Source organism: Streptomyces sp. CB01580 (assembly GCF_001905795.1).
GTDB lineage: Bacteria > Actinomycetota > Actinomycetes > Streptomycetales > Streptomycetaceae > Streptomyces.
The window spans coordinates 49696-72223 of sequence record NZ_LIXJ01000029.1; the positions used below are offsets into that span (position 1 = coordinate 49696).

Genomic DNA, 22528 nt, shown 5'->3' on the forward strand with positions numbered 1-22528 from the left:
CGGTCCCATGCGTCGCCGTACCACGCTGTTGCTGTGCATCTCCACCCTCGCCGCAGTGCTGCCGGGGCCGCTCGCGCACGCTGACGACGGCGGACGGGTGGCCCTGCCCGGCATGCCCGAACGGCTCGCCGCCGACCAGAAATGCACGTCCCACAAAGGGCGCGTCACCCCGGACGCGCCGTGGACACGGCAGGCCCTGTCGCTGGACCAGGTGTGGCGGCTGTCGCGGGGCGAGGGGGTGACCGTGGCGGTCGTGGGCACGGGGGTCAGCGACTCCCCCACCGTGCTGGCGGGCCGGGTGCGGGCGCTCGGTGACGCCGACCGGGACTGTGTGGGCCGGGGCACCTTCCAGGCCGGTCTGGCCGCCGGGGCGGCGACCACGGGCCAGGGGTTCTCCGGCGTCGCCCCGCGCGCGCGAGTGCTGGCGGTGCGGGGCACCGGCACCCGGGGCGAGCCGGACCCGGCCCGGCTGGCGGCCGGGGTCCGGGAGGCGGCCGAGGCCGGCGCGGACGTGATCACGGTGACGGCTCCGCTGGACGGGGCCGACAAGGCGGTGCGGGCCGCGATGGAGGTGGCCGCGCGGAAGGACGCCCTGGTCGTCGTCCCGGCCGCGGCGGACAGCCTGCCGCCGGGCGTGTCCGAGGCACCGCCCGCGCCCGCGGCGCCGGCCGGGGCGCTGGCCGTCCTCGACACGGGGCCGCAGGGCGGCCGGGCCGAGAACGCGCCGCGCCACCGGCACGCCGACCTGTCCGCCCCCGGTGCGGCGCTGGTCGGTCCGGGGCCGGTGGGCGACGGCAAGTGGACGGCGTCGGGGTCGTCCCTGGCGGCGGCGGTGACGGCGGGCGCGGCGGCGCTGGTCCGCGCGTACCACCCGGATCTGACCGCGGACCGGGTGCGGGCCTGGATCCTGGAGACGGCCTGTCCGGGGGACCTGCCGGCGCTGGATCCGTACGGCGCGGTGTCGGGTGTCGCTCCCGCCGCGGCGCCGTCCCGGGCCGCGGCGGCCGAACCGGTGCGGCTGCCCGAGCCACCGGACACGGCGGGGCCCGTGCCACCGCGTATCTGGTCGCGGCGGGGGCGGGCGGCACGATCCTGCTGGTGGCGTTCCTCGCGGTGGTGCTGCCGCGTGGCCGTGAGCGCCGCTGGCGGCCGGGGCGGCTGGGCGCGGACGGCCCTGGCGCGCGCTGACCCGCGCGTGGGCCGGGTCGGCGCCCCGCCGACGGGCAGCGGGCTGGTCCGTTCCGCGCGGGTGGCGCGGAGCCCGCCGGATGCCCCGACCGGGCGGCCACGCCCGGCACGCGCGCCTTCCGGCGTCGCCGATGCCCCGGTGGCTCCGCCACGAGGGCATCCGGGCGCCCGGACATCGCACGCACCATGCCGCGTCCGCTTCCCGGTCGAAGGTCGCCCGGGCGGCGCTCAGCCCTCCTCGGCCGGCCCGTCCGGCTCGTCGGGAAGGGCCAGCTGGACGAGGGCGGCCTTGCGCCGTGCGATGCGCAGCGCCCGGCCCGGCGGCAGGATGCGCGGCTTGACGTTCTCGAAGACGTAGCCCTCCGTGGGCGGACAGGACATCAGCAGGGCCGGGGAGTTGACCTCCTGGAGCTTGCGCATCACCGGGTCGAGGCGGGACGCGCCGGTGGCGGCGCGGGCCACCACCAAGTGCAGGCCGAGTTCGTAGCCGAGCGGCAGATGCGCCAGCAGCGGTTCGAAGGGGCTGTTGAAGCCGGAGCCGACCATCTCGTAGTCGTCGACCAGGATGAACAGGCGCGGGCCCTGCCACCAGTCGGCGCGTCGCATCCGGGCCGGCGAGATGTCCTCGCCGGGGGTGCGGACGACCATGGCGCGGCCCACGCCGTCGACGAGTTCGCGCAGCGGGTCGGCGGCGACCGCGTGGCCCAGGCGGTACTCCTCGGGAACCGCCTCGACCAGTTCGCGGCGGTAGTCGACGACCAGGATGCGGGCCTCGTCGGGGGTGTGGGCGGCCATGATGCGCTGGGCGATCAGGCGCAGGGCACTGGTCTTGCCGCTCTCGGTGTCGCCGACCAGCACCAGGTGCGGGCTCTGCGCGAAGTCGTGCCAGACCGGGGCGAGTTCGGCCTCGTCCAGGCCGATCGGGATGCGCAGCGGCTGCTCGGAGGCGGGGAGTTCGCGGGCGGGGAGGCTGGTCGGCAGCATCCGTACCGGGGGCGCGTACGGGGCGTCCCAGCTCTCGGCGACGGCCTCGACCAGGTCGGTGAGCGCCTCGGTCAGGTCCTCGGCCTGTTCCTGGCCGTCGATGCGCGGCAGCGCGGTGAGGAAGTGCAGCTTGTCCGGGCTGAGGCCGCGGCCCGGCGAGGTGGGGACGGCGGCGGCCTTGCGGATGTCGACGGCGGAGTCCATGGGGTCGCCCATCCACAGTTCCAGACGGGTGCCGATCTGGTCGCGGAGGGCGGCGGACAGCTCGACCCAGCGGGAGGTGCCGACCATCAGGTGGACGCCGTAGTTGAGGCCGCGCGAGGCCAGGCCGTTGAAGACGGCGACGTCGTCGAACATGTCGGAGCGTACGGTCGCCCACCCGTCCACGACGAGGAACACGTCGCCGAACGGTTCGTCGGGGTACTGGCCGGCCGCCCGCCGCTTGCGGTAGGTGGCCATCGAGTCGATGCCCTCCTCCTGGAAGAACAGTTCGCGGCGGTTGAGCAGCGAGGTGACCTCGGCCAGGGTCCGGGAGACGCGTTCGCGGTCGAGCCGGCCCGCGACGCCGCCCACGTGCGGCAGTCCGGCGAGCCCGACGAGCGCTCCGCCGCCGAAGTCGAGGCAGTAGAACTGGACTTCGCGGGGGGTGTGGGTGAGCGCGAGCGCCGTGATGAGGGTGCGCAGCAGGGTGCTCTTGCCGCTCTGCGGACCGCCCGCGACGGCGACGTGTCCGCCCGCGCCGGAGAGGTCGACGGTGAGCAGGTCGCGCACCTGCTCGAAGGGCCTGTCGACGATGCCGACCGGCACCCTGAGCCTGCCCCGGTCCGGTGATCCCGCGGTGGTGAGGCCGAAGTCGGGGTCCGGCACCAGGGGCGGCAGCAGGGCGTCCAGGCTGGGCGGGGCGTCCAGCGGCGGGAGCCACACCTGGTGGGCGGGCGGTCCGCTGTCGCGGAGCCGTTCCAGGGCCAGGCCGAGCAGGGTCTCACCGGTCTCCGGCTCGGCGGCCGGTTCCGGGTCGGGGGCGGCGGGCAGGGTCCGCGGCACCACCCAGCCGGTGCCCCACGGCACCACCTGCCGGGCGATCTGGGCCTGTTGCACGCTGCCGCGCCGGGGCTTGTACGCGCCGGAGACGTAGGCGGCACGGAACCGGGTGAGGGCCTCGACACCGCTCTTGAGGTAGCCGCTGCCGGGGGTGGGCGGCAGGTGGTGGGCGTCGGGCACGCCGAGGACGCCGCGGCTCTCCATGGCGGAGAAGGTGCGCAGGCCGATGCGGTAGGAGAGGTGGCTCTCCAGCTGGTGCATGCGCCCCTCCTCCAGGCGCTGCGAGGCGAGCAGCAGATGGACGCCGAGGGAGCGGCCGAGCCGGCCGATCATCACGAACAGCTCGCACAGCGAGCCGTTCGGTCAGGCACCGCAGGGTGCGACTGGACAGGTCGATCGACGACGGGTGGACAAGCACACGAAGCACCTGATGGTTGCGGGCGATCTTGGTCGAGAACCCGTCTACCAGGAGCTTCGTCGTTCCGTAGAACCGTCCGACACGTGGCCATCAGTGTCAGACCGAAAAAGGCTCAATCCGCACAATTTGTAACAAAAGTGTGCCACCGTGACCCTGACGAGCGGCGTGTCCATTCACGAAGTGTCTCGCTGGCTCGGGCATCGCTCGATCAAGGTCACGGTGGACAAGTACGGCCACCTCACCCAGGACGGCCGGGAACGCTGCCGTCAGGTGGCCGAGGCGGCCGTGGCACCGCACATGCTCACAGCAGGCCGAACGACCTCAGAACCCGGCGCTGAGCCGGTGTCGGACGAGCGGGCCAGTAGAGATAGCAGACACCGCCCGTACCGCTTCTGACCTTGCCGTTCGCGTCGTGGCGCTTGGTGCGCAGCCAGATGTTCTCCCATTCGCGGCGCCGGTAGACCCGGCGGACCGCCTCGTTGTCCGGTGAGGCCGGGTCGTTGGCGATCACGTCACCGTCCGCGGTGAACCCGATCACGGTCATCAGGTGGCCGGACGTCCCGTATCCGGCGCCGGTCAGTTCCTCCTTGAGGAAGGACTGCGACGTGATGACCGGGATGCCCGCCCGGATCAGGGTCTCCACGTCCGTGAGCGAACCGAGCCTGGTCACCGCGGCGCCCATGTCGTCGTAGGTCGCGGCGTAGGCGGCGTTGAACGGCCAGTTGCCACAGCCCTCGTACTGGTAGTCGTACGTGAACCGGGCGGCGTGGCAGACCTGTGGGTCGGCCAGACCGGGCTCGACCCAGGCGAGATCCTCGGGGGTGGGGCGGCGGCCCCAGAACTCGATGATCATCTGCGAGGACGTGGGGCTGCACCACGCCTCGCCGCCGTTGTCGTACTCCGGGTACTGCCCCGCGTGGATGTTCTGCGAGTAGCGCGGCACCCGCAGTTCCCCGACGAGACCGGGAACGCTGGCGGGCACGGTGAAGCGGTCCGGGACGTCGGACGCCATGGTGCCGAGCCGCCACACGGTGGGCGTGCCGCGGGTGCCCGGGGCGCGGTGGAGGGTCAGCCGCATGCGGTGGGCGGCCAGCCGCAGCCCGCTCGCCGGGTCGTCCACCGAGAAGGTGTCGGTCCAGACGGAACTCCTGCCGTCGCCCTGGTCGTCGACGGAGGTCCTGCGGATGTCGCCGTCGCCGGAGGCCCAGCGGCCCATCACGTACCACGGGGTCCAGGTGCCGTCCGAGTAGCGGCCCTGAAGCTCGATCTGGATCCAGGTGCCCTCGGGGGTGTGTGCGTTCCAGGAGGCGATCACCTCGGTCGCGGGGACGGCCGACCGGTGGAGCGGCGAGGTCCAGGTCGCATACTCCCATGCGGAGGTACGCCCGGTGTGCGGGTCGGTGTAGTCGGTGCGCCCCTCGGGGCGGCCGATCACCAGACCGGGGCGGCGGCCCGCGACGGCCCGGGTACCGGCGCAGAAGCCGCCGCGCCAGTCGGTGTACGTGTGCCAGGAGTGGTTGTCCACGGAAAGAGCGGCTGCCGAGGGGGTCGAGGGAGCGGTGGACGAGGCGGTGGCGGCGTGCGCGGAGGCGGCGGAAGGCACCGTACCGGCGGCGGCCACCGCGAGCGCGGCGGTCAGCACGGTCCTGCGCGAGGTCGGTCTGTTCATGGGCGAGACCCCCGGTCGTGAACTCGTGGACGGAATGCGGTTACGGGTGTGCGACAGTGCGCCAACTATCGCGGTTCGCGGCCGGATCCGGCCAGCGTTACGACACCCCGCCGAGCCACCAATATTGGTCTGAACCACTGGCATGACCTGCGGCGGACCCGGACGCGCCCGGCGAACACCCCGGACCGGCCCGTAGGCTGGAACCCATGAACGACCTCTCGGGCCCCGCCGCGCGGCTGCGCGCCCTGGCACCGTCCTGCGGACCGGTGCGGCTGGTCGCCGTGGACGGTCACGCGGGATCGGGGAAGAGCACCTTCGCGACCCGTCTGGCCGCGGCGCTCGGCGACGCCCCGGTGCTGCGTCTGGACGACCTGGCCACCCACACGTCCTTCTTCACCTGGACGGACAGGCTGCGGGAGCAGGTGATCGAGCCCCTGTCGCGCGGGGAGCGCGCCCATTACGCGCCGTACGACTGGACCGCCCGGACGTTCGGGCCGCCGCGCGCCCTGAACCCCGCGCCGGTGGTCCTGATCGAGGGCGTCGGCGCGGGGCGCCGCGCGCTGCGCCCGCACCTGGCACGGCTGCTGTGGATGGACCTGCCCGCCGCGGAGTCCTGGGGGCGGGGCCGGCACCGGGACGGACCCGCGCTGTCCGCCTTCTGGGACGGGTGGACGGCCGCCGAGGAGGGGCACTTCTCGGCCGATCCTTCGCGCCCCCACGCGGACACGCTGATACGGCAGTTGCCGGTGGGCTACGCGTGGGCGGAGGGCCCTCGCCCGGCCGCGGGGGCGAACCACTGAGTCACGGACGGTGAGCGGGGCGCACCCCCGTATCAACTGCTGAGAAATCGGCCCGGATGACCCCAACTCGGCTTGACCGGAGGGCGGTACAGGTCTTACGTTCTCAATGTGCGGCTTTTCGAAGCCCTCACAGACACGAAGCCCCCGGTTGTTCCCCCGTGATCGGGGGCTTCGTCCTGCTCGCGCACGCCCTCTCCCCCACGGCCCCCGCGCGCTCCGTTCACCCTCGGTCACGACCTCCCTTCTGCCTGCGGTGCCCTTATTCGAGTACTCCCCGCGCAGGTACGATGCCTCTCGGTGCGGTCAATTCCCGCTCGCGGCACAGTGGTTCGGCGCGCCTCGGCGGGCGGGTCGTGCGGCGGGACATCCCGGGGGCACGGTTTGTGGGGGACCAGATGGACATCGGCACACAGGGCGCACAGACCCCCGCCGACCTGGCCTGGCTGCGCGGCGTGGACGCCTACACGATGGGCGCCTACCCCCAGGCCGAGGAGGAGTTCAGGGCGGCGGTGCGCAGTGACCCCGGCATGGCGGACGGCTGGCTGGGACTCCACGCGCTGAGGGTCGACACCACGACGGCGCTGCTGCGCATGTACCGGCACCACGAACGCTTCGGCGAGCAGCGCACCCGCCATCGGCGCACGCTCAATTCGTGGTACTGGCTGGGCTGGTGGGTGCAGCCGGTGCTGGAGAGCCCGCGCGACCTGCTCCTCGCACACGCCTCGCACTGGCTGGACGGGCAGCACGTCGCCGAACTGGACCGCGCCCTGGCCGACCTGCCGCCGGTGGACGCGGACCCGCAGGTGCGCTTCCTGCACGCCTGCCGCGCCTACCTGGTCAAGGACTGGGACCGGCTCGTGCGTCACACCGAACAGCTGATCGACGACCCGGTGCTCGGCATCGAGGCGGGGCTGTTCGGCGGGATGGCGCGGGTGCGGCTGGAGATGTACGGGCAGGCCGAGCCGCTGCTCGCCACCGCGCTGATGCGCTGCCGCAGCGAGCAGCCGCAGCGCAAGGAGCTGCGCTACTGGCTGGCCCGGGCGCACGAGGGGACGGGCCGCAGCGCCGCCGCCCTGCCGCTGTACCGGGCGGTGCACCGAATCGACCCGGCGTTCATGGACACCTCGGCCCGGCTCGCAGCCATCGCGGACTACGACGGTCTCGACGGCCCGGACGAGGCGGCCGGCATCACCGCGGTGTCCCTGGCCGGGCCGGGCACGGACACCGCGGCCGACCCCCGGCCGGACCCGGACGCGGTACCCGGCGGCGGACTGGTGGACGCCCGGGAGCCGCGGCCGGGCGACGACATCCCCGGGTTCGGCGGTCTCGGGGTGCCCCCGCCGTCCGACGGGGCGCGGCACAGGGCCCCGGTGCCCGGATCGCCGTCGTCCCCCTTCCCGGCCGGTCCCAGCGACCCCGTGCTGCTCGCCGAGGCGCTGGCCCAGCTGGAGCGGATGGTCGGCCTGGACCCCGTCAAACGCCAGGTGAAGGCGTTGTCCGCGCAGCTGAACATGGCACGGCTGCGGGCGGGCCAGGGGCTGCCGGTGCAGCCGCCGAAGCGCCATTTCGTCTTCTCGGGCCCGTCCGGCACCGGCAAGACCACGGTGGCCCGCATCCTGGGCCGGGTCTTCTACGCGCTCGGTCTGCTCGGCGGCGACCATCTGGTCGAGGCCCAACGGGCGGACCTGGTCGGCGAGTTCCTCGGGCAGACCGCGGTCAAGGCGAACGAGCTGATCGACTCGGCCCTGGGCGGGGTGCTCTTCGTCGACGAGGCGTACAGCCTCTCGAACACCGGCTACAGCAAGGGGGACGCCTACGGCGACGAGGCCCTCCAGGTCCTCCTGAAGCGGGCCGAGGACAACCGGGACCATCTCGTCGTCATCCTCGCAGGCTATCCGGAGGGCATGGACCGTCTGCTGGCCACCAATCCGGGGCTCTCCTCGCGCTTCACCACCCGGGTGGACTTCCCCAGCTACCGGCCCGCCGAGCTCACTTCGATCGGTGAGGTGCTGGCCGCGGAGAACGGCGACGTGTGGGACGAGGAGTCGCTGGAGGAGCTGCGCTCGATCAGCACGCACGTGGTGGGTCAGGGCTGGATCGACGAACTGGGCAACGGGCGGTTCCTGCGCACCCTGTACGAGAAGAGCTGCGCCTACCGCGATCTGCGGCTCTCCGCGTACCCGACGGAGCCGGGCCGGGACGATCTGGCGACGCTGCGGCTGCCCGATCTGATGCAGGCGTACGGCGAGGTGCTGTCCGGCCGGGGGCCGGTGGAGCGGGGGCCGCAGGAGCCGCCGACGCCGTGAGGACGCCCGGCCGACGAGCCGGGCACCGGAGGCCCCGCGGGCCGCAGAAGCCGGAGAGCCGGAGAAGCCGGGACGACCGGCCCCTCCGGCGTTCGCGGGCGGGGCCCGGTCAGCGGACCGACGCGGTGAGTCCGCCGTAGCCGCTCGTGGTCTCCACCGCCCGGCGCGGCACCGAGATCCGGTGGGCCGGGTCGCGCACCTCACCGACCAGCATCTCCAACACGTCCTCCATGGCGACGAGGCCGAGGACCCGGCCGGAGGCGTCGGCGACCTGGGCCAGATGCGTCGCGGCGCGCCGCATCACGGTCAGGGCGTCGTCGAGGGGCAGCTCGGCCCGTACGGTCGCCATCGGGCGCCAGACGTGCTGCGGGACGGCCCGGTCGACGTCCTCCAGGTCCAGCACGTCCTTGACATGCAGATAGCCCATGAACGCGCCGCCGCCCTCCGCGCACACGGGGAAGCGCGAGAAGCCGGTCCGCACGGTCAGCTCCTCGATCCGGCGCGGGGTGACGGACGGGTCCACCGTGACCAGGGACGCCCGCTTCAGCAGGACATCGGTGACGGGCCTGCTGCCGAGCTCCAGCGCGTCCCCCAGCCGCTCCTGTGCCTCGGGCTCCAGGAGACCGGCCTGACCGGAGTCCTCGACCAGCCGGTTGAGCTGTTCGCTGGTGAAGACCGCCTCGACCTCGTCCTTCGGTTCGACGCCGAAGATCCGCAGCACCAGCCGGGAGCAGGCGCCCAGCGCCGAGGTGACCGGGCGGCAGAGGCGGGCGAAGCCCACGAGACCGGGGCTGAACCACAGCGCGGTCTTCTCCGGTGCCGCCATGGCGAGGTTCTTCGGGACCATCTCGCCGATGACGAGGTGGAGGAAGACCACGGAGGCGAGGGCCAGGACGTAGCCGAGCGGGTGGACGAGTCCCTCGGGCAGCCGGACCGCCTCGAAGACCGGCTCCAGCAGACGGGCGACGGTCGGCTCGGCGACGGCGCCGAGGGTCAGGGAGCAGACGGTGATGCCGAACTGGGCGGCGGCCATCATCTGCGGCAGGTTCTCCAGGCCGTACAGCACCTGGCGGGCGCGGCCCGAACCGGCCGCGGCGAGGGGTTCGATCTGGCTGCGCCGTACGGAGACGAGGGCGAACTCGGCGCCGACGAAGAAGCCGTTCGCCAGCACGAGGAGACCGGCGAACAGCAGGTGGACCAGGCTCATCGCGCGGCCTCCAGGACCGGCCGGTCCACCGGGGCGCCGTCGGGGCCGACGGGATCCGCCAGGCGCACGAAGCGGACCTTCTCGGCCCGGTAGTGGCCGACCTGGCGGACAGAGATCCGCCAGCCGGGCAGTTCGGCGCGGTCGCCGGGGGCCGGAATGCGTCCCAGCAGGTCGGCGACGAGTCCGGCGACGGTCTCGTACGGGCCGTCGGGCACGTCGAGGCCTATCCGGCGCAGGGTCTGGACCCGGCAGCTGCCCTCGGCGTCCCAGACGGGGCGGCCGTCCTCGGGCGCGGCGGCGGCCAGCTCGGGCCGGTCGGCGCCCTCGGCGTCGTGCTCGTCCCTGACCTCGCCGACGAGCTCCTCGATGATGTCCTCCAGGGTGACCACCCCGGCGGTGCCGCCGTACTCGTCGACCACGACGGCTATCGGCTGCTCCTTGCGGAGCCGCTGGAGCAGCTGCTCGACGGGCAGGGTCTCGGGGACCAGCAGCGGCGGGACGGCGATCCGGCCGGCCGGGGTGCGCAGCCGTTCCTGCGCGGGAACGGCGAGGGCGTCCTTGAGGTGGACCATGCCGACGACCTCGTCGATGCGCTCCCGGTAGACCGGGAAGCGGGACAGGCCGGTGGCCCGGGTCAGGTTGAGGACGTCCTGGGCGGTCGCCGACGTCTGGAGGGCGCTGACCCTGACCCGCGGGGTCATGACGTGCTGCGCGGTGAGTCCGGCGAGCGACAGGGTCCGCACGAAGAGGTCGGCGGTGTCCTGTTCGAGGGTGCCGGCCTCGGCGGAGTGGCGGGCCAGGGAGACCAGTTCGCCGGGGGTGCGGGCGGAGGCCAGTTCGTCGGTGGGTTCGACGCCCAGGAGGCGCACCAGCCGGTTGGCGACCGTGTTCAGCAGACTGATCACCGGCCGGAACGCGGCGGAGAAGCGGTGCTGGGGACCGGCGACGAACCGGGCGACCTGGAGCGGCCGGGAGACCGCCCAGTTCTTGGGCACGAGTTCGCCGATCACCATCTGGACGGCGGAGGCGAGCAGCATCCCGGTCACCACGCCGATGCCGGACACGACGCCCTCGGGCAGGCCCATCGCGGTGAGGGGGCCGTCCAGCAGCTGGGCGAGGGCCGGTTCGGCGAGCATGCCCACGACCAGTGAGGTGATGGTGATGCCGAGCTGGGTGCCGGAGAGCTGGAAGGAGAGTTCGCGCAGGGCCCGGACGACGGTGCGGGCCCGTCGGTCGCCCTCGGCCGCGGCGCGCTCGGCGTCCGGCCGCTGCACCGTGACGAGCCCGAATTCGGCCGCCACGAAGAAGCCGTTGGCGAGGATGAGAAGGAATGCCGCGCTCAGAAGCAGCAGGGGGATGGTCATGCCGCCGCCTCCTGGGAGGGGGCGGCGCAGGTACTACCGGACGATCCGTCCATTGCTGGAAGGAGTCACTCCTCGGGTCGCAGGAAAAGCCCCGCCGGTCTCGGGGACCGTTCGTGCGGGGCGGGGCGCACCGGGGCGCCGCCGTTCTCCAGAGTAACGACCCGGGGCCCGATCGCGAGCCCCGCTCCCGATCGGCCGGGTCGTCATCGGGAACGGCCCCTGCCGGGGGATCAGCCGTTGTCCGCGCCGGTACCGGTGCCGTGGCGCTCGGCGAGCGCGCGGAGCGCGCGGGCGTCCCGGATGGCCTGCTGCCGGCCGATCCCCGGCTGGATGCCGAGCGCGGGCATGCTGGTGCCGTCGCTCAGGTCCAGGAAGACCCAGGGGTCGCCGGGGCGGAGGTTGACGCGGAGGACCTCCGGCCAGGACAGCCGGCGCGTCCGGGTGAGGTTGACCACGGTCACGCCGCTCGTGTCCGCGACGACCTTCGGGCGGCTGAGGAGCGCGAGCACGCCGAAGAACAGCAGCGCGGTGAAGACGAAGCTGGACCGCTCCCCCGGGCTCAGTTGTTCGAGGGTCAGGGCGACGACGGTGATGACGACGAACATCGCCGCCCCCACGGTCAGCAGGACCACCCGGGTGCGGGTCGGCCGGAAGGTGACCGGGAGTGCGGGAAGTTCGGACACGGGGGCGGACATGGTGTTCTGCATCTCCGGGTGGTGGCCCGGCCGTCAGAGGCGGCAGGCGTGGATGGCGGTGGTGAGGATGGCCCGGGCGCCGAGGGCGTACAGGTCGTCCATGATCCGCTGGGCCTCGCGGGCGGCGACCATGGAGCGCACGGCGACCCAGCCCTCGTGGTGGAGCGGGGAGATGGTCGGCGACTCCAGGCCCGGGGTGAGGGCGACCGCGCGCTCCAGGTGCTCGACGCGGCAGTCGTAGTCCATCATCACGTAGCTGCGGGCGACCAGGACGCCCTGGAGTCGGCGGAGGAACTGCTGGACCTTGGGGTCGTCGGCCGGGGCTCCGGTGCGGCGGATGACGACGGCCTCCGACGTCATGATCGGCTCGCCGATCACTTCGAGTCCGGCGTTGCGCAGGCTGGTGCCGGTCTCCACGACGTCGGCGATGACCTGGGCGACTCCGAGCTCGATGGCGGTCTCGACCGCGCCGTCGAGGTGGACGACGGAGGCGTTGACGCCGATGTCGGCGAGGTGCTTGGCGACGATGCCCTCGTAGGAGGTGGCGACCGTCTTGCCGTCGAAGTCCTGCGGGCCCTCGGCGATGCCGGGCTTGGTGGCATAGCGGAAGGTGGAGCGGGCGAAGCCGAGCTGGAGGATCTCCTCGGCGTCGGCGCCCGAGTCCAGCAGCAGGTCGCGGCCGGTGATGCCGATGTCCAGACGGCCGGAGCTGACGTAGATCGCGATGTCGCGGGGCCGCAGGTAGAAGAACTCGACCTGGTTCTCGGGGTCGACGAGGACGAGTTCCTTGGACTCCTTGCGCTGCTGGTAGCCGGCCTCATGGAGCATCGCCATCGCAGGCCCGGAGAGTGATCCCTTGTTGGGGACGGCGATGCGCAGCATGAGGTCTGGTTCCTTTGCGAGGAGGGGTCTTGTCCGGGGTATGCGAATGTGCGGGATGCGGGGGTGCGGGGCGGTGCCCCGCTCATGCTCAGAGGTGGGCGTAGACGTCGTCGAGGGAGATCCCGCGGGCGACCATCATCACCTGCACGTGGTACAGGAGCTGGGAGATCTCCTCGGCGGCGGCGTCCTTGCTCTCGTGCTCGGCGGCCATCCAGACCTCGGCGGCCTCCTCGACGACCTTCTTGCCGATGGCATGGACGCCCTTGTCCACCAGCTCGGCGGTGCGGGAGGTGGAGGGGTCGCCGTTGGCGGCCTTGAGCTGGAGCTCGGCGAAGAGCTCTTCAAAGGTTTTGTTCGCCATGATGGTCTTAGCCTACGGGGTCCGGCCCCCTCGATCAGCGCCAGGGCTCGCTGACGGTGCGCAGTGTGGTGGCGGTGGCGACGGCCGCGGTGACCGCTTCGTGCCCCTTGTCCTCGTTGGAGCCCTCCAGTCCGGCCCGGTCGAGCGCCTGTTCCTCGGTGTCGCAGGTGAGCACGCCGAAGCCGACCGGGACGCCGGTGTCGACGGCCACCTGGGTGAGGCCGTGGGTGACGCCCTGGGACACGTATTCGAAGTGGGGGGTCCCGCCGCGGATGATCACGCCCAGGGCGACGACCGCGTCGTAGCCGCGTCCGGCGAGGACCTTGGCGACCACGGGGAGCTCGAAGCTGCCGGGGACCCGGAGCAGGGTCGGTTCGTCGATGCCCAGCTCGTGCAGGGCGCGCAGGGCACCGTCGACGAGTCCGTCCATGACCTTCTCGTGCCACTGCGCGGCGACGACCGCCACGCGCAGGTCACCGCAGTTGCGTACGGTCAGTTCGGGTGCGCCCTTGCCGCTCATGTTCTCTCCTGCCGGTCGTTCGGTGTGCTGGTCGTTCCGGTGGTGCGGGTCGTTCCGGTCACTGGTTGGCGCAGGTCGACGCCGTGGCGGCGTCGAGCCAGGGCAGGTCGTGCCCCATGCGGTCGCGCTTGGTGCGCAGATAGCGCAGGTTGTGCTCACCTGCCTTGACGGGCATCGGCTCGCGGCCGGTGACGGTCAGGCCGTGCCGCAGGATCGCGGCCGTCTTGTCGGGGTTGTTGGTCATCAGCCGCAGGCTGCGGACGCCGAGGTCCTTGAGGATCTGGGCTCCGGCGGCGTAGTCGCGGGCGTCGGCGGGCAGGCCGAGTTCCAGGTTGGCGTCGAGGGTGTCGATGCCGCGTTCCTGGAGTTCGTAGGCGCGCAGCTTGGACAGCAGGCCGATGCCCCGGCCCTCGTGGCCGCGCAGGTAGACGACGACGCCGCGGCCCTCCTCGGTGATGCGGCGCATGGAGGCGTGCAGCTGGGGTCCGCAGTCGCAGCGCTGCGACTGGAAGATGTCGCCGGTCAGGCACTCGGAGTGGACGCGGACGAGGACGTCGTCGCCGTCCCCCAGGTCTCCGTGGACGAGGGCGACGTGCTCGACGCCGTCGGCCGTGGAGCGGTAGCCGTAGGCGGTGAACGGGCCGAAGCCGGTCGGCAGCCGTACCTCGGCCTCGCGGCGCACGGTCGGCTCGGAGGTGCGGCGATAGGCGATCAGGTCCTCGATGGAGATGATCGTCAGGCCGTGCTTGCGGGCGAACGGGACCAGCTGCGGCAGGCGCAGCATCGTGCCGTCCTCGGCGGCGATCTCGACGATGGCCCCGGCGGGGCGCAGTCCGGCGAGCCGGGCGAGGTCGACGGCGGCCTCGGTGTGGCCGTTGCGGATCAGGACGCCGCCGGAGCGGGCGCGGAGCGGGAAGACGTGGCCGGGCCGCACGAAGTCGCCGGGGCCCGCCTCGCCGGAGGCGAGCATGCGCAGTGTGGTGGCCCGGTCGGCGGCGGAGATGCCGGTGGTCACGCCGTGGGCGGCCGAGGCGTCGACGGAGACGGTGAACGCGGTGCGCATCGACTCGGTGTTGTGGTCGACCATCTGCGGCAGTTCGAGGCGTTCCAGCTCGGCGTGCTCCATCGGCGCGCAGATCAGGCCGCGGCACTCGCTCATCATGAACGCGACGATCTCGGGGGTGGCCTTCTCGGCGGCCACGACGAGGTCGCCCTCGTTCTCGCGGTCCTCGTCGTCGACGACCACGACGGGCCGTCCTGCGGCGATGTCACGGATGGCCTGCTCGACGGGGTCGAGCGCGAGGTTCTCGGCCGCGCTCTCGTCCTCCCGGTGCAGCCAGGCGGGCTGGGCGGTCATGCCGTCGCTCCTTCCAGGGCGGGGGTACGGGAACGCAGCCACCAGTCGCGCATGCCCCACAGGACCAGGGCGCCGTACACGACGTAGATGAGGCCGGAGAAGGCGAGGCCGCTGTGGAAGTTCAGCGGGACGCCGACCAGGTCGACGAGGAGCCAGGCGAACCAGAACTCGACCATGCCCCGGGCCTGGGCGAACATCGCCGCGAGCGTGCCGGCGAAGATGTAAGCGTCCGCCCAGGGGCTCCAGGACAGCGAGGGGAAGGCGGTGAACAGGCCGCCGACCACGAGCGTGCCGAGTGCCGCCCCGCCCAGCAGCAGACCGCGTTCGCGCCAGGTGGCGAACCGGACGGCGATCGAGCCGTCCTGCGCCTGCCGCCTGCCGCGGTTCCACTGCTGCCAGCCCCAGACCGCCACGGCGATGACGACGACCTGCTTGCCGACGCTGCCGGCCTGGTGCACGGAGACGTTGGCGGCCACCAGCACGACACCGGACAGGAGCTGGGCGGGCCAGGTCCAGACGGACCGGAGCCAGCCCAGGGCCAGCGCGAGCAGTCCGACCGTGTTGCCGATCATGTCGGACCAGATGATGTGCTGCCCGAAGGCGGTGAACGCCTCCGAGTTCAGCCAGTTCAGCGCGGTCACTTCGCCGGCTCCTCGGGCTCGGACGCGGTGGTGCCGAGCAGCCGCTCGACGTACTTCGCGATGACGTCCACCTCCAGGTTGACCGGGTCGCCGGGCTCCTTGATGCCGAGCGTGGTCAGGGCGAGGGTGGTGGGGATGAGGCTGATGGTGAAGTAGTCGGGTCCGGCGTCGACGACGGTCAGGCTGACGCCGTCGACGGTGATCGACCCCTTCTCCACCACGTAGCGCGTCAGGTGGGCGGGCAGGGAGATCTTCACGATCTCCCAGTGCTCGGACGCCGTCCGCTCGACGATGCGACCGGTGCCGTCGACATGGCCCTGGACGATGTGGCCGCCGAGCCTGCCGCCGACCGCCATGGGGCGTTCCAGGTTGACCCGGGAGCCCGCTTCCAGGGCGCCGAGACCGGACCGGTTCAGGGTCTCGGCCATCACGTCGGCGGTGAACTCGCCGTCGCCGAGGTCGACGACGGTGAGGCAGACGCCGTTGACGGCGATGGAGTCGCCGTGCTTGGCGCCCTCGGTGACCAGCGGACCGCGCAGTCGGAAGCGGGAGGCGTCGCCGAGCTTCTCGACGGCGGTGACCTCACCCAGTTCTTCGACGATTCCGGTGAACATTCAGTCTTCCTTCCGGGCGGTTGCGGGGACGGCGGTGACGCGCAGATCGGGACCGATGCGGACGGCCTCGGTCACATCGAGGCGCAACGCCTGCGAGATGGTGGGGATTCCGGCGTCGGCGAGGGCCGCGGGGCCGGCGCCGAGGAGCACGGGGGCGAGATAGCCGACGACCTTGTCGACGTTTCCCGCGGCGACGAAGGCCCCGGCCAGGGTCGGACCGCCTTCGAGGAGCACGGAGCGCACGCCGCGCGCGTGCAGGGCGTCGAGCAGGGCGGGGACGGCGAGGCCGGGGCCGGTGGCGGCACGCGGCAGCCGCAGCACGGCCCCCTCGGGGAGGTGGCGGGCGTCGGCGTCCTCGGCGACGGCGACGAGGGTGGGCGCGGCGTCGTCGAGGACGCGGGCGCCGGGGCGCACGGCGGTGGCGCCGGTGTCCACGACCACCCGCAGGGGCTGTACGGCTCCCTCGACGCCCCGCACCGCGAGATGGGGGTCGTCGGTGCGGGCGGTGCCGGAGCCGACCACGACCGCGTCGGCCTCGGCGCGCAGCCGGTGGACGTCGGCGCGGGACTCGGGCGAGGTGATCCACCGGCTGGTGCCGTCGGCGGCGGCGATCCGGCCGTCGAGGGTCGCCGCGTACTTCCACAGGACGTACGGGCGGCCGAGGCGCACCGAGGTCAGCCAGGCCGCGTTGCCCGCCTCGGCCTCGGCCGCGAGCAGTCCCCGCCCGACCGTGACCCCGGCCGCGCGCAGGGTGTCGGCGCCGCCGGTGGCCTGCGGGGTCGGGTCGGCGACCGCGTAGACGACGCGGCGGATCCCGGCCTCGACGAGCGCCCGCGCGCAGGGGCCGGTGCGGCCGGTGTGGTTGCAGGGTTCGAGGGTGACGTAGGCGGTGCCGCCCCGGGCCCGGTCGCCCGCGGCGCGCAGGGCGTGTATCTCGGCATGTGGTCCGCCGGCGCGCCGGTGGTATCCCTCACCGGCAGGGCGGCCCTCGGCGTCGAGGACGACGCAGCCGACGACGGGGTTGGGGCTGGTGGAGCCGAGACCGCGGGCCGCGAGCGAGATCGCGCGGCGCATGGCGGTGGTGTCGGCTGCGGTGTCCACCGGGTCCTCCTGCCTCTTCGGGCACGGACTCCGGGGCCTGTCGACGACGACAGAAGAAGCGGGAACGCGAAAGCGGGACGCCGAATGCCGAGAACACGGACGGCTCGGTTGCCCGAGGACCGTCCGCCGACGGCGGCGTACCCGTAATACGGCCCGCCGCGCACTGCCTCCCATCCGGACTTTAACCGTCGGTCCAGGAATTTCACCTGGTCAACCGGCCGCTGGCTGCGGACGGGTCGCGGACTGTAACCGCCGGTTCGGAATTGCACCGACCCCGGAGTGCGCTGCTACTGGTACAGGGTCAGTGTGCCACGCCGGGATATCGGCCATGCAGGCGAGTGCTGTGGAGTGGCTCACAGGACCGCGGAGGGCCGCGCCCCGCCGCCATGGGCGACCGAGCCCGGGGCGGCACCGTCTACGACACCGAGGGCCGCGAGAAGATGGGCGCCGACCACCAGCGGCGCGTCATCGGCTACTTCACCGGCTGGCGGACGGGGAAGGACGGCAAGCCCGCCTACCTCGCCTCCGACATCCCCTGGGACAAGGTCACCCATCTGAACTACGCCTTCGCCCATGTCGACGGCGCCAACAGGCTGTCCGTCGGCGCAGACGGGCCGGACAACGCCTCCACCGGCATGACGTGGCCGGGCGTCGCGGGCGCGGAGATGGACCCGGACCTCCCGTACAAGGGCCACTTCAACCTGCTGAACAAGTTCAAGAAGAAGCACCCGAACGTGAAGACCATGGTGTCGGTGGGCGGTTGGGCCGAGACCGGCGGCTACTTCGACGCCGACGGCGCGCGGGTGGACTCCGGCGGCTTCTACTCGATGGCCACCGACGCCGACGGCTCGGTCAACCAGGCGGGCATCGACACCTTCGCGGACTCGGCCGTCGCCTTCGTCAGGAAGTACGGCTTCGACGGCGTCGACATCGACTACGAGTACCCGACGACCATGAAGGACGCGGGCAACCCGCTGGACCGGACGCTGTCCAACGCGCGCCGGGGCGGTCTGGTCAAGGGCTACGCGGCCCTGATGAAGACGCTGCGCGAGAAACTGGACCGCGCGTCCGCCGCCGACGGCACCCACTACCTGCTCAGCGTGGCCGCGCCCTCGTCCGGCTACCTGCTGCGCGGCATGGAGACCTTCCAGGTCCAGAAGTACCTGGACTACGTCAACATCATGTCGTACGACCTGCACGGCGCGTGGAACGAGTACGTGGGCCCCAACGCCGCCCTGTACGACGACGGCAAGGACGCCGAACTCGCCCAGGCGGGCGTCTACTCGACCTCCCAGTACGGCGGGATCGGCTACCTCAACACCGACTGGGCCTACCACTACTTCCGCGGTTCGATGCCGTCCGGCCGGATCAACATCGGACTGCCGTACTACAGCCGCGGCTTCAAGAACGTGCAGGGCGGCACGGACGGCCTGTGGGGCAGGGCTCCCGCCACCGACTGCCCGGCCGGTGCGGGGCTGACCAAGTGCGGTGACGGCGCCGTCGGCATCGACAACCTCTGGCACGACCTGGACGACAACGGCAAGGAGTCGCCCGCCGGCTCCAACCCGATGTGGCACGCGAAGAACCTGGAGAAGGGCATCGTCGGCGACTACGTCACCGACTACGGCTTCCCCGCCGACACCCGGCTGACCGGCACCTACGCCCGCAAGTACGACGCGACGCTGGTCGCGCCCTGGCTGTGGAACGCACAGAAGAAGGTCTTCCTCTCCACCGAGGACGAGCAGTCGGTGGCCGAGAAGGCGAAGTACGTGGTCGACAAGGGCATCGGCGGCACCATGGTCTGGGAGCTCGCCGGCGACTACGGCTGGAACGCGGCCAAGGGGCAGTACGAGCCGGGCTCGACACTCACCTCGACGATGTACGACGCGTTCAAGTCGGCCGCGCCGTACGGCGCGAAGCGGTCCACCATCGACCTGCCCACCGAGGCGCTCGACATCGACGTGTCCTTCGGGCAGTTCCCGCTCGGCGACTCCAACTACCCGATCAGCCCCAAGCTGACGATCACCAACAACACGAAGGCCACCCTGCCCGGCGGCACCGAGTTCCGGTTCGACTACGCGACCTCGGCCCCCGCCAACGCCAAGGACCAGTCCGGCTTCGGCACCACGATCGTGCGCAGCGACCACACCACCACGAACAACATCGGCGGGCTGAAGGGCGACTACAACCGCGTGTCGCTGAAGCTGCCGGCGTGGCAGAGCCTGGCCCCCGGCGCCTCGGTGCAGCTGGACTTCGTCTACTACCAGCCCACCTCGACGCCGTCGAACTGGACGGTGACCTTCGGCGGGAAGTCGTACGCCCTCGCCGCCGACCTGGCGCGCGGGACCACCGTGGTCGAGCCGGGCACGGGCACCACGCCCTCGCCCGACCCGTCGACCACCCCGACCCCGGGCCCCGGCGGCGGCAGCTGCACCGCGCCCACCTGGAGCGCGGCCTCCGAGTACGGCGCCGGTACGACGGTCGGCCACGGCTCGCACCAGTGGAAGGCCAAGTGGTGGACGAAGGGCGAGACGCCCGGATCCACCGGCGACTGGGGCGTCTGGCAGGACCTCGGCGCCTGCTGACGCGCCCGTCCTCCCGCCGACCGCCCGGCGGTGACCGGTTCGCCCCTGGTCACCGCCGGGCTCCCGCCCGCCCGGCCCGAGGGGCGTGGTCCGCGGCCCGGCGCCCCGTTCAGCGCGCCGGGCCGAACAGGTCGTCCTGCGCCGCGTCCCGGGCGGCGAGCAGCGCCCCGCGCAGCACCGCGGCCCCGCCCAGTCGCCCGGCCCTGACCTCGGTCCGCAGCGGGGACATGACGGCCAGCCGCTCCTGGACCCGCCCCGCCAGCGCCTCGCCGCCCGCGTGACCGACCTCCCCGGCGAGCACCACGCACCCCGGATCGAGCACCGAGGCGACCGAGGCGGCGCCGAGCGCGAGCCGTTCGGCGAGGGCGTCCAGGAACGCCTCGCTCCCGCCCTCCCCCGCCAGTGCCGCCCGGACCGCGAACGCGGCGCCGGGTTCCTTGTCCCCCTCCCTGGCGTCCGGGGGCACCACGATGCCGTGGGCGGCGGCCAGTTCACAGACCGGGGCGGACCCCACCAGCGAGTGGAACCCGCCGTCGCAGCTGACGGCCGACGGGACGCCGACCGTGCCGGGCACCGGCAGGAAGCCGATCTCGCCCGCGCCGCCGGAGGCCCCGCGCCGGAGCTTCCCGTCCAGCACGACGGCGGCGCCCACTCCGTGCCCGAGCCAGAAGAGGACGAAGGTGTCGCGCTCCCGGGCGGCGCCCGCGCGGTGCTCGGCGACGGCGGCCAGATTGGTCTCGTTCTCCACCAGGACGGTCGCGGGCAGCCGCTGCTGGAGCACCCGCACCAGCCGGCGGTGCCAGGCGGGCAGCCCGCTGGTGTCGCGCAGTTCGCCGGTGACCGGGTCGATCAGGCCGGGCGCACCGACGCCGACGCTGTGCAACGGGGCGGTACCCGCCTCGCGCACGGTGCGCTCCAGCAGTGCGGCGGCCTGCTCGGCAGCCGTCTCGGTGCCGGTGTCGCCGTCGATGGGCAGCGTCGCCTCGGCGAGCGTGGTGCCGACGAGGTCGGCGACGACCACGGCGACGCTGCCGGTGCGCACGTCGAGCGCGGCGAGGTGGGCACGGTCGGCGGCGATCCCGTACAACCGGGCGTTGGGGCCCCGGCGACGGGCCCCCGCCTCACCGACGACCCGGATCAGCCCGGCGTCCTGGAGCCGCTCGACGAGGTCGGCGACGGTGGGGCGGGAGAGCCCGGTCAGGTTCTTCAACTGCGCGGCCGTCAGCGGGCCGTCCTGCTGGAGCAGCCGCAGGGCGAGCCGGTCGTTGATGGCCCGCGCGGTGCTCGGTGATGCGGCCATGCCGGGATCCTTCCAGATCACCACCCCGCGGGACGGGCGGGTGGACTATTTATCAGGCAGGGTTCCTGATAGTTTACGGCCCGCGCCGCGGAGGCGACCGCCGGGGTCGCCGGCGGCGGGGCGGCCGAGGGAGGGCACGACGGTATGACGACGGATTCCACGGGGACGGCCGGTTCCGCCGGGGCGACCGGGCCCTCGGGTGCGGCCGGTACGACGGGGACGATCTCCGATACGGAGCGGGTGGGACGGGCCAGGATCGCCGTCGCCGCCGTCTTCGCCGTGCACGGCGCGGTGACCGGCAGTTTCGCCACCCGGGTGCCGTGGATCCAGGAGCACGCCGGGGTCAGCGCCGGACAGCTCGGTCTCGCCCTCGCCTTCCCCGCGATCGGCGCCTCGCTCGCGATGCCGCTGGCGAGCGCGATCAGCCATCGGTTCGGCGCCAGGGCCGCGCTGCGCGGACTGCTGGCCCTGTGGACGCTGGCCCTGATCCTGCCGTCGCTGGCCCCCGGCCTGCTGACGCTGTGCGCGGCGCTCCTGGTGTACGGGGCCACGGCCGGCATGTCGGACGTGGCGATGAACGCCCTCGGGGTCGAGGTGGAGAACCGTCTGGGCAAGTCGATCATGTCCGGGCTGCACGGGCTGTGGAGCGTGGGGGCCCTGACCGGTTCGGCGGCGGGCACCGTGGCCGCGCACCTGGGCACCGACGCCCGGCTGCACCACGCCGTCGCCGCGCTCGTCCTCACCGTGCTCGGGCTCTTCGCCTGCCAGGGGGTGCTGGACCTGCGCAGCGCGCCGGACGAGGAGCCCCCGCCACGCTTCACGTTGCCTCCGAAGTCCGCGCTGATCATCGGGGCGGTGGGGTTCTGCGCGGTGTTCGCGGAGGGGGCCAGCCTGGACTGGTCGGCGGTGTACCTGCGGGACGTCATGGACACCTCCGCCGGGCTCGCCGCCGCGTCCACCACGGCGTTCGCGCTCACCATGGCGGTCGCCCGGATCGCCGGCGACAAGGTCGTCGACCGTTTCGGGGCGGTCCGGACCGTCCGGGTGAGCGGCGCCCTCGCCACGGTCGGCGGGGTGCTCGTGGTCACGTCGCCGAGTGCGGTGGCGGCCATGTGCGGCTTCGGGCTGCTCGGCCTCGGGGTCGCGGTCGTGGTCCCGCTGGCGTTCGCGGCGGCCGGGCGCAGCGGCCCGAACCCGAGCCAGGCGATCGCGGGCGTGGCCACCATCACGTACACCTCAGGGCTGATCGCGCCGTCCGCGATCGGCTCGCTGGCCGAGGCGACCTCACTGGTCGTGTCGTTCGGCCTGGTCACGGTGCTGGCGTTCGGTCTGGTGGTGGGGGCCGGGGTGCTGCGGGCGGGCGACCGCGGGGCGGTTTCGGCCGATGGCGCCGAGGCCCCGGGGGCGGCGGCCGAACCGCGTCCGTGAGCCGTCCGCCCCGGGCGCCGCACGGCCAGGCGCCCGGCCGGGCGACGGCGCTCGGACAGCAGGACCT

17 protein-coding genes, 1 pseudogene and 1 riboswitch are annotated in these 22528 nt (G+C 73.0%); of the genes and pseudogenes, 5 read left to right on the forward strand and 13 right to left on the reverse strand.

The genetic code is table 11. From position 1 onward, the window contains the following. Positions 1-112: 112 nt before the first annotated feature. A pseudogene (locus tag AMK22_RS41285) lies at positions 113-859 on the forward strand (S8 family serine peptidase); the annotation flags it as partial. Between the two features lie 557 nt (positions 860-1416). Here the strand turns inward: AMK22_RS41285 and eccCb are convergent. Next, the gene (eccCb, locus tag AMK22_RS30395) at positions 1417-3549 is read right to left on the reverse strand and encodes a type VII secretion protein EccCb (RefSeq protein ID WP_242434192.1); all 2133 of its coding nucleotides are present in this window, start codon (positions 3547-3549) and stop codon (positions 1417-1419) included. 383 nt (positions 3550-3932) lie between these two features. Then, on the reverse strand, positions 3933-5300 hold the full coding sequence (locus tag AMK22_RS30400; protein WP_073790293.1) for a peptidase C39 family protein: 1368 nt from the start codon (positions 5298-5300) through the stop codon (positions 3933-3935). Between the two features lie 206 nt (positions 5301-5506). Here AMK22_RS30400 and AMK22_RS30405 point away from each other — a divergent pair, with 206 nt between their 5' ends. Continuing rightward, entirely contained in the window at positions 5507-6100 is a 594-nt protein-coding gene (locus AMK22_RS30405; RefSeq protein ID WP_073790295.1) for a uridine kinase family protein, read from the forward strand. A gap of 395 nt (positions 6101-6495) precedes the next feature. Beyond that, positions 6496-8406, forward strand: coding sequence for an AAA family ATPase (locus AMK22_RS30410; RefSeq protein WP_073790297.1), 1911 nt, complete (start codon positions 6496-6498; stop codon positions 8404-8406). Between the two features lie 109 nt (positions 8407-8515). On the opposite strand, the gene AMK22_RS30415 is transcribed toward AMK22_RS30410, so the two are convergent. The 10 genes from AMK22_RS30415 to ribD all read right to left on the reverse strand — a co-directional run bounded on the left by AMK22_RS30415 (position 8516) and on the right by ribD (position 17148). Beyond that, a complete protein-coding gene (locus tag AMK22_RS30415) occupies positions 8516-9613 on the reverse strand; it encodes a hemolysin family protein (protein ID WP_073790298.1) in 1098 nt (365 codons plus the stop codon). Next, positions 9610-10977: a hemolysin family protein gene (locus AMK22_RS30420; protein WP_073790300.1), complete on the reverse strand. Its 1368-nt coding sequence runs from the start codon at positions 10975-10977 to the stop codon at positions 9610-9612. Before AMK22_RS30420 ends, AMK22_RS30415 begins: the two co-directional genes overlap by 4 nt. A 230-nt stretch (positions 10978-11207) precedes the next feature. Then, positions 11208-11672: a PH domain-containing protein gene (locus tag AMK22_RS30425; RefSeq protein ID WP_073790325.1), complete on the reverse strand. Its 465-nt coding sequence runs from the start codon at positions 11670-11672 to the stop codon at positions 11208-11210. A 33-nt stretch (positions 11673-11705) separates the two neighbouring features. Then, positions 11706-12554: an ATP phosphoribosyltransferase gene (gene hisG, locus AMK22_RS30430; RefSeq protein ID WP_073790302.1), complete on the reverse strand. Its 849-nt coding sequence runs from the start codon at positions 12552-12554 to the stop codon at positions 11706-11708. An 88-nt stretch (positions 12555-12642) separates the two neighbouring features. Then, positions 12643-12915 carry a phosphoribosyl-ATP diphosphatase gene (locus AMK22_RS30435; protein ID WP_018524273.1) on the reverse strand — a complete coding sequence of 91 codons (273 nt, stop codon included), beginning with the start codon at positions 12913-12915 and terminating at the stop codon, positions 12643-12645. Positions 12916-12949: 34 nt separating this feature from the next. Next, positions 12950-13435, reverse strand: a complete 486-nt coding sequence (ribH, locus tag AMK22_RS30440; protein ID WP_073790303.1) for a 6,7-dimethyl-8-ribityllumazine synthase — start codon at positions 13433-13435, stop codon at positions 12950-12952. A 58-nt stretch (positions 13436-13493) separates the two neighbouring features. Continuing rightward, complete coding sequence (locus AMK22_RS30445; RefSeq protein ID WP_073790305.1) at positions 13494-14792, reverse strand: bifunctional 3,4-dihydroxy-2-butanone-4-phosphate synthase/GTP cyclohydrolase II; 1299 nt, start codon at positions 14790-14792, stop codon at positions 13494-13496. Beyond that, entirely contained in the window at positions 14789-15433 is a 645-nt protein-coding gene (locus AMK22_RS30450) for a nicotinamide mononucleotide transporter family protein (protein ID WP_073790306.1), read from the reverse strand. The genes AMK22_RS30445 and AMK22_RS30450 overlap by 4 nt, the downstream gene beginning before the upstream one ends. Then, complete coding sequence (locus AMK22_RS30455) at positions 15430-16047, reverse strand: riboflavin synthase (protein ID WP_073790308.1); 618 nt, start codon at positions 16045-16047, stop codon at positions 15430-15432. The genes AMK22_RS30450 and AMK22_RS30455 overlap by 4 nt, the downstream gene beginning before the upstream one ends. Further along, positions 16048-17148 carry a bifunctional diaminohydroxyphosphoribosylaminopyrimidine deaminase/5-amino-6-(5-phosphoribosylamino)uracil reductase RibD gene (gene ribD / locus AMK22_RS30460; RefSeq protein ID WP_073790309.1) on the reverse strand — a complete coding sequence of 367 codons (1101 nt, stop codon included), beginning with the start codon at positions 17146-17148 and terminating at the stop codon, positions 16048-16050. It lies immediately after the preceding gene. 156 nt (positions 17149-17304) lie between these two features. Then, positions 17305-17435, reverse strand: a riboswitch (FMN riboswitch). Positions 17436-17438: 3 nt separating this feature from the next. Between ribD and AMK22_RS30465 the strand changes: the two genes are divergently transcribed. Beyond that, positions 17439-19733 carry a chitinase C-terminal domain-containing protein gene (locus AMK22_RS30465; protein WP_443333328.1) on the forward strand — a complete coding sequence of 765 codons (2295 nt, stop codon included), beginning with the start codon at positions 17439-17441 and terminating at the stop codon, positions 19731-19733. 109 nt (positions 19734-19842) lie between these two features. Here AMK22_RS30465 and AMK22_RS30470 read toward each other — a convergent pair whose 3' ends face one another. After that, complete coding sequence (locus AMK22_RS30470; protein WP_073790311.1) at positions 19843-21033, reverse strand: ROK family transcriptional regulator; 1191 nt, start codon at positions 21031-21033, stop codon at positions 19843-19845. 240 nt (positions 21034-21273) lie between these two features. Here AMK22_RS30470 and AMK22_RS30475 point away from each other — a divergent pair, with 240 nt between their 5' ends. Further along, entirely contained in the window at positions 21274-22461 is a 1188-nt protein-coding gene (locus tag AMK22_RS30475) for an MFS transporter (protein ID WP_242434197.1), read from the forward strand. The last annotated feature ends 67 nt before the right edge of the window (positions 22462-22528 follow it).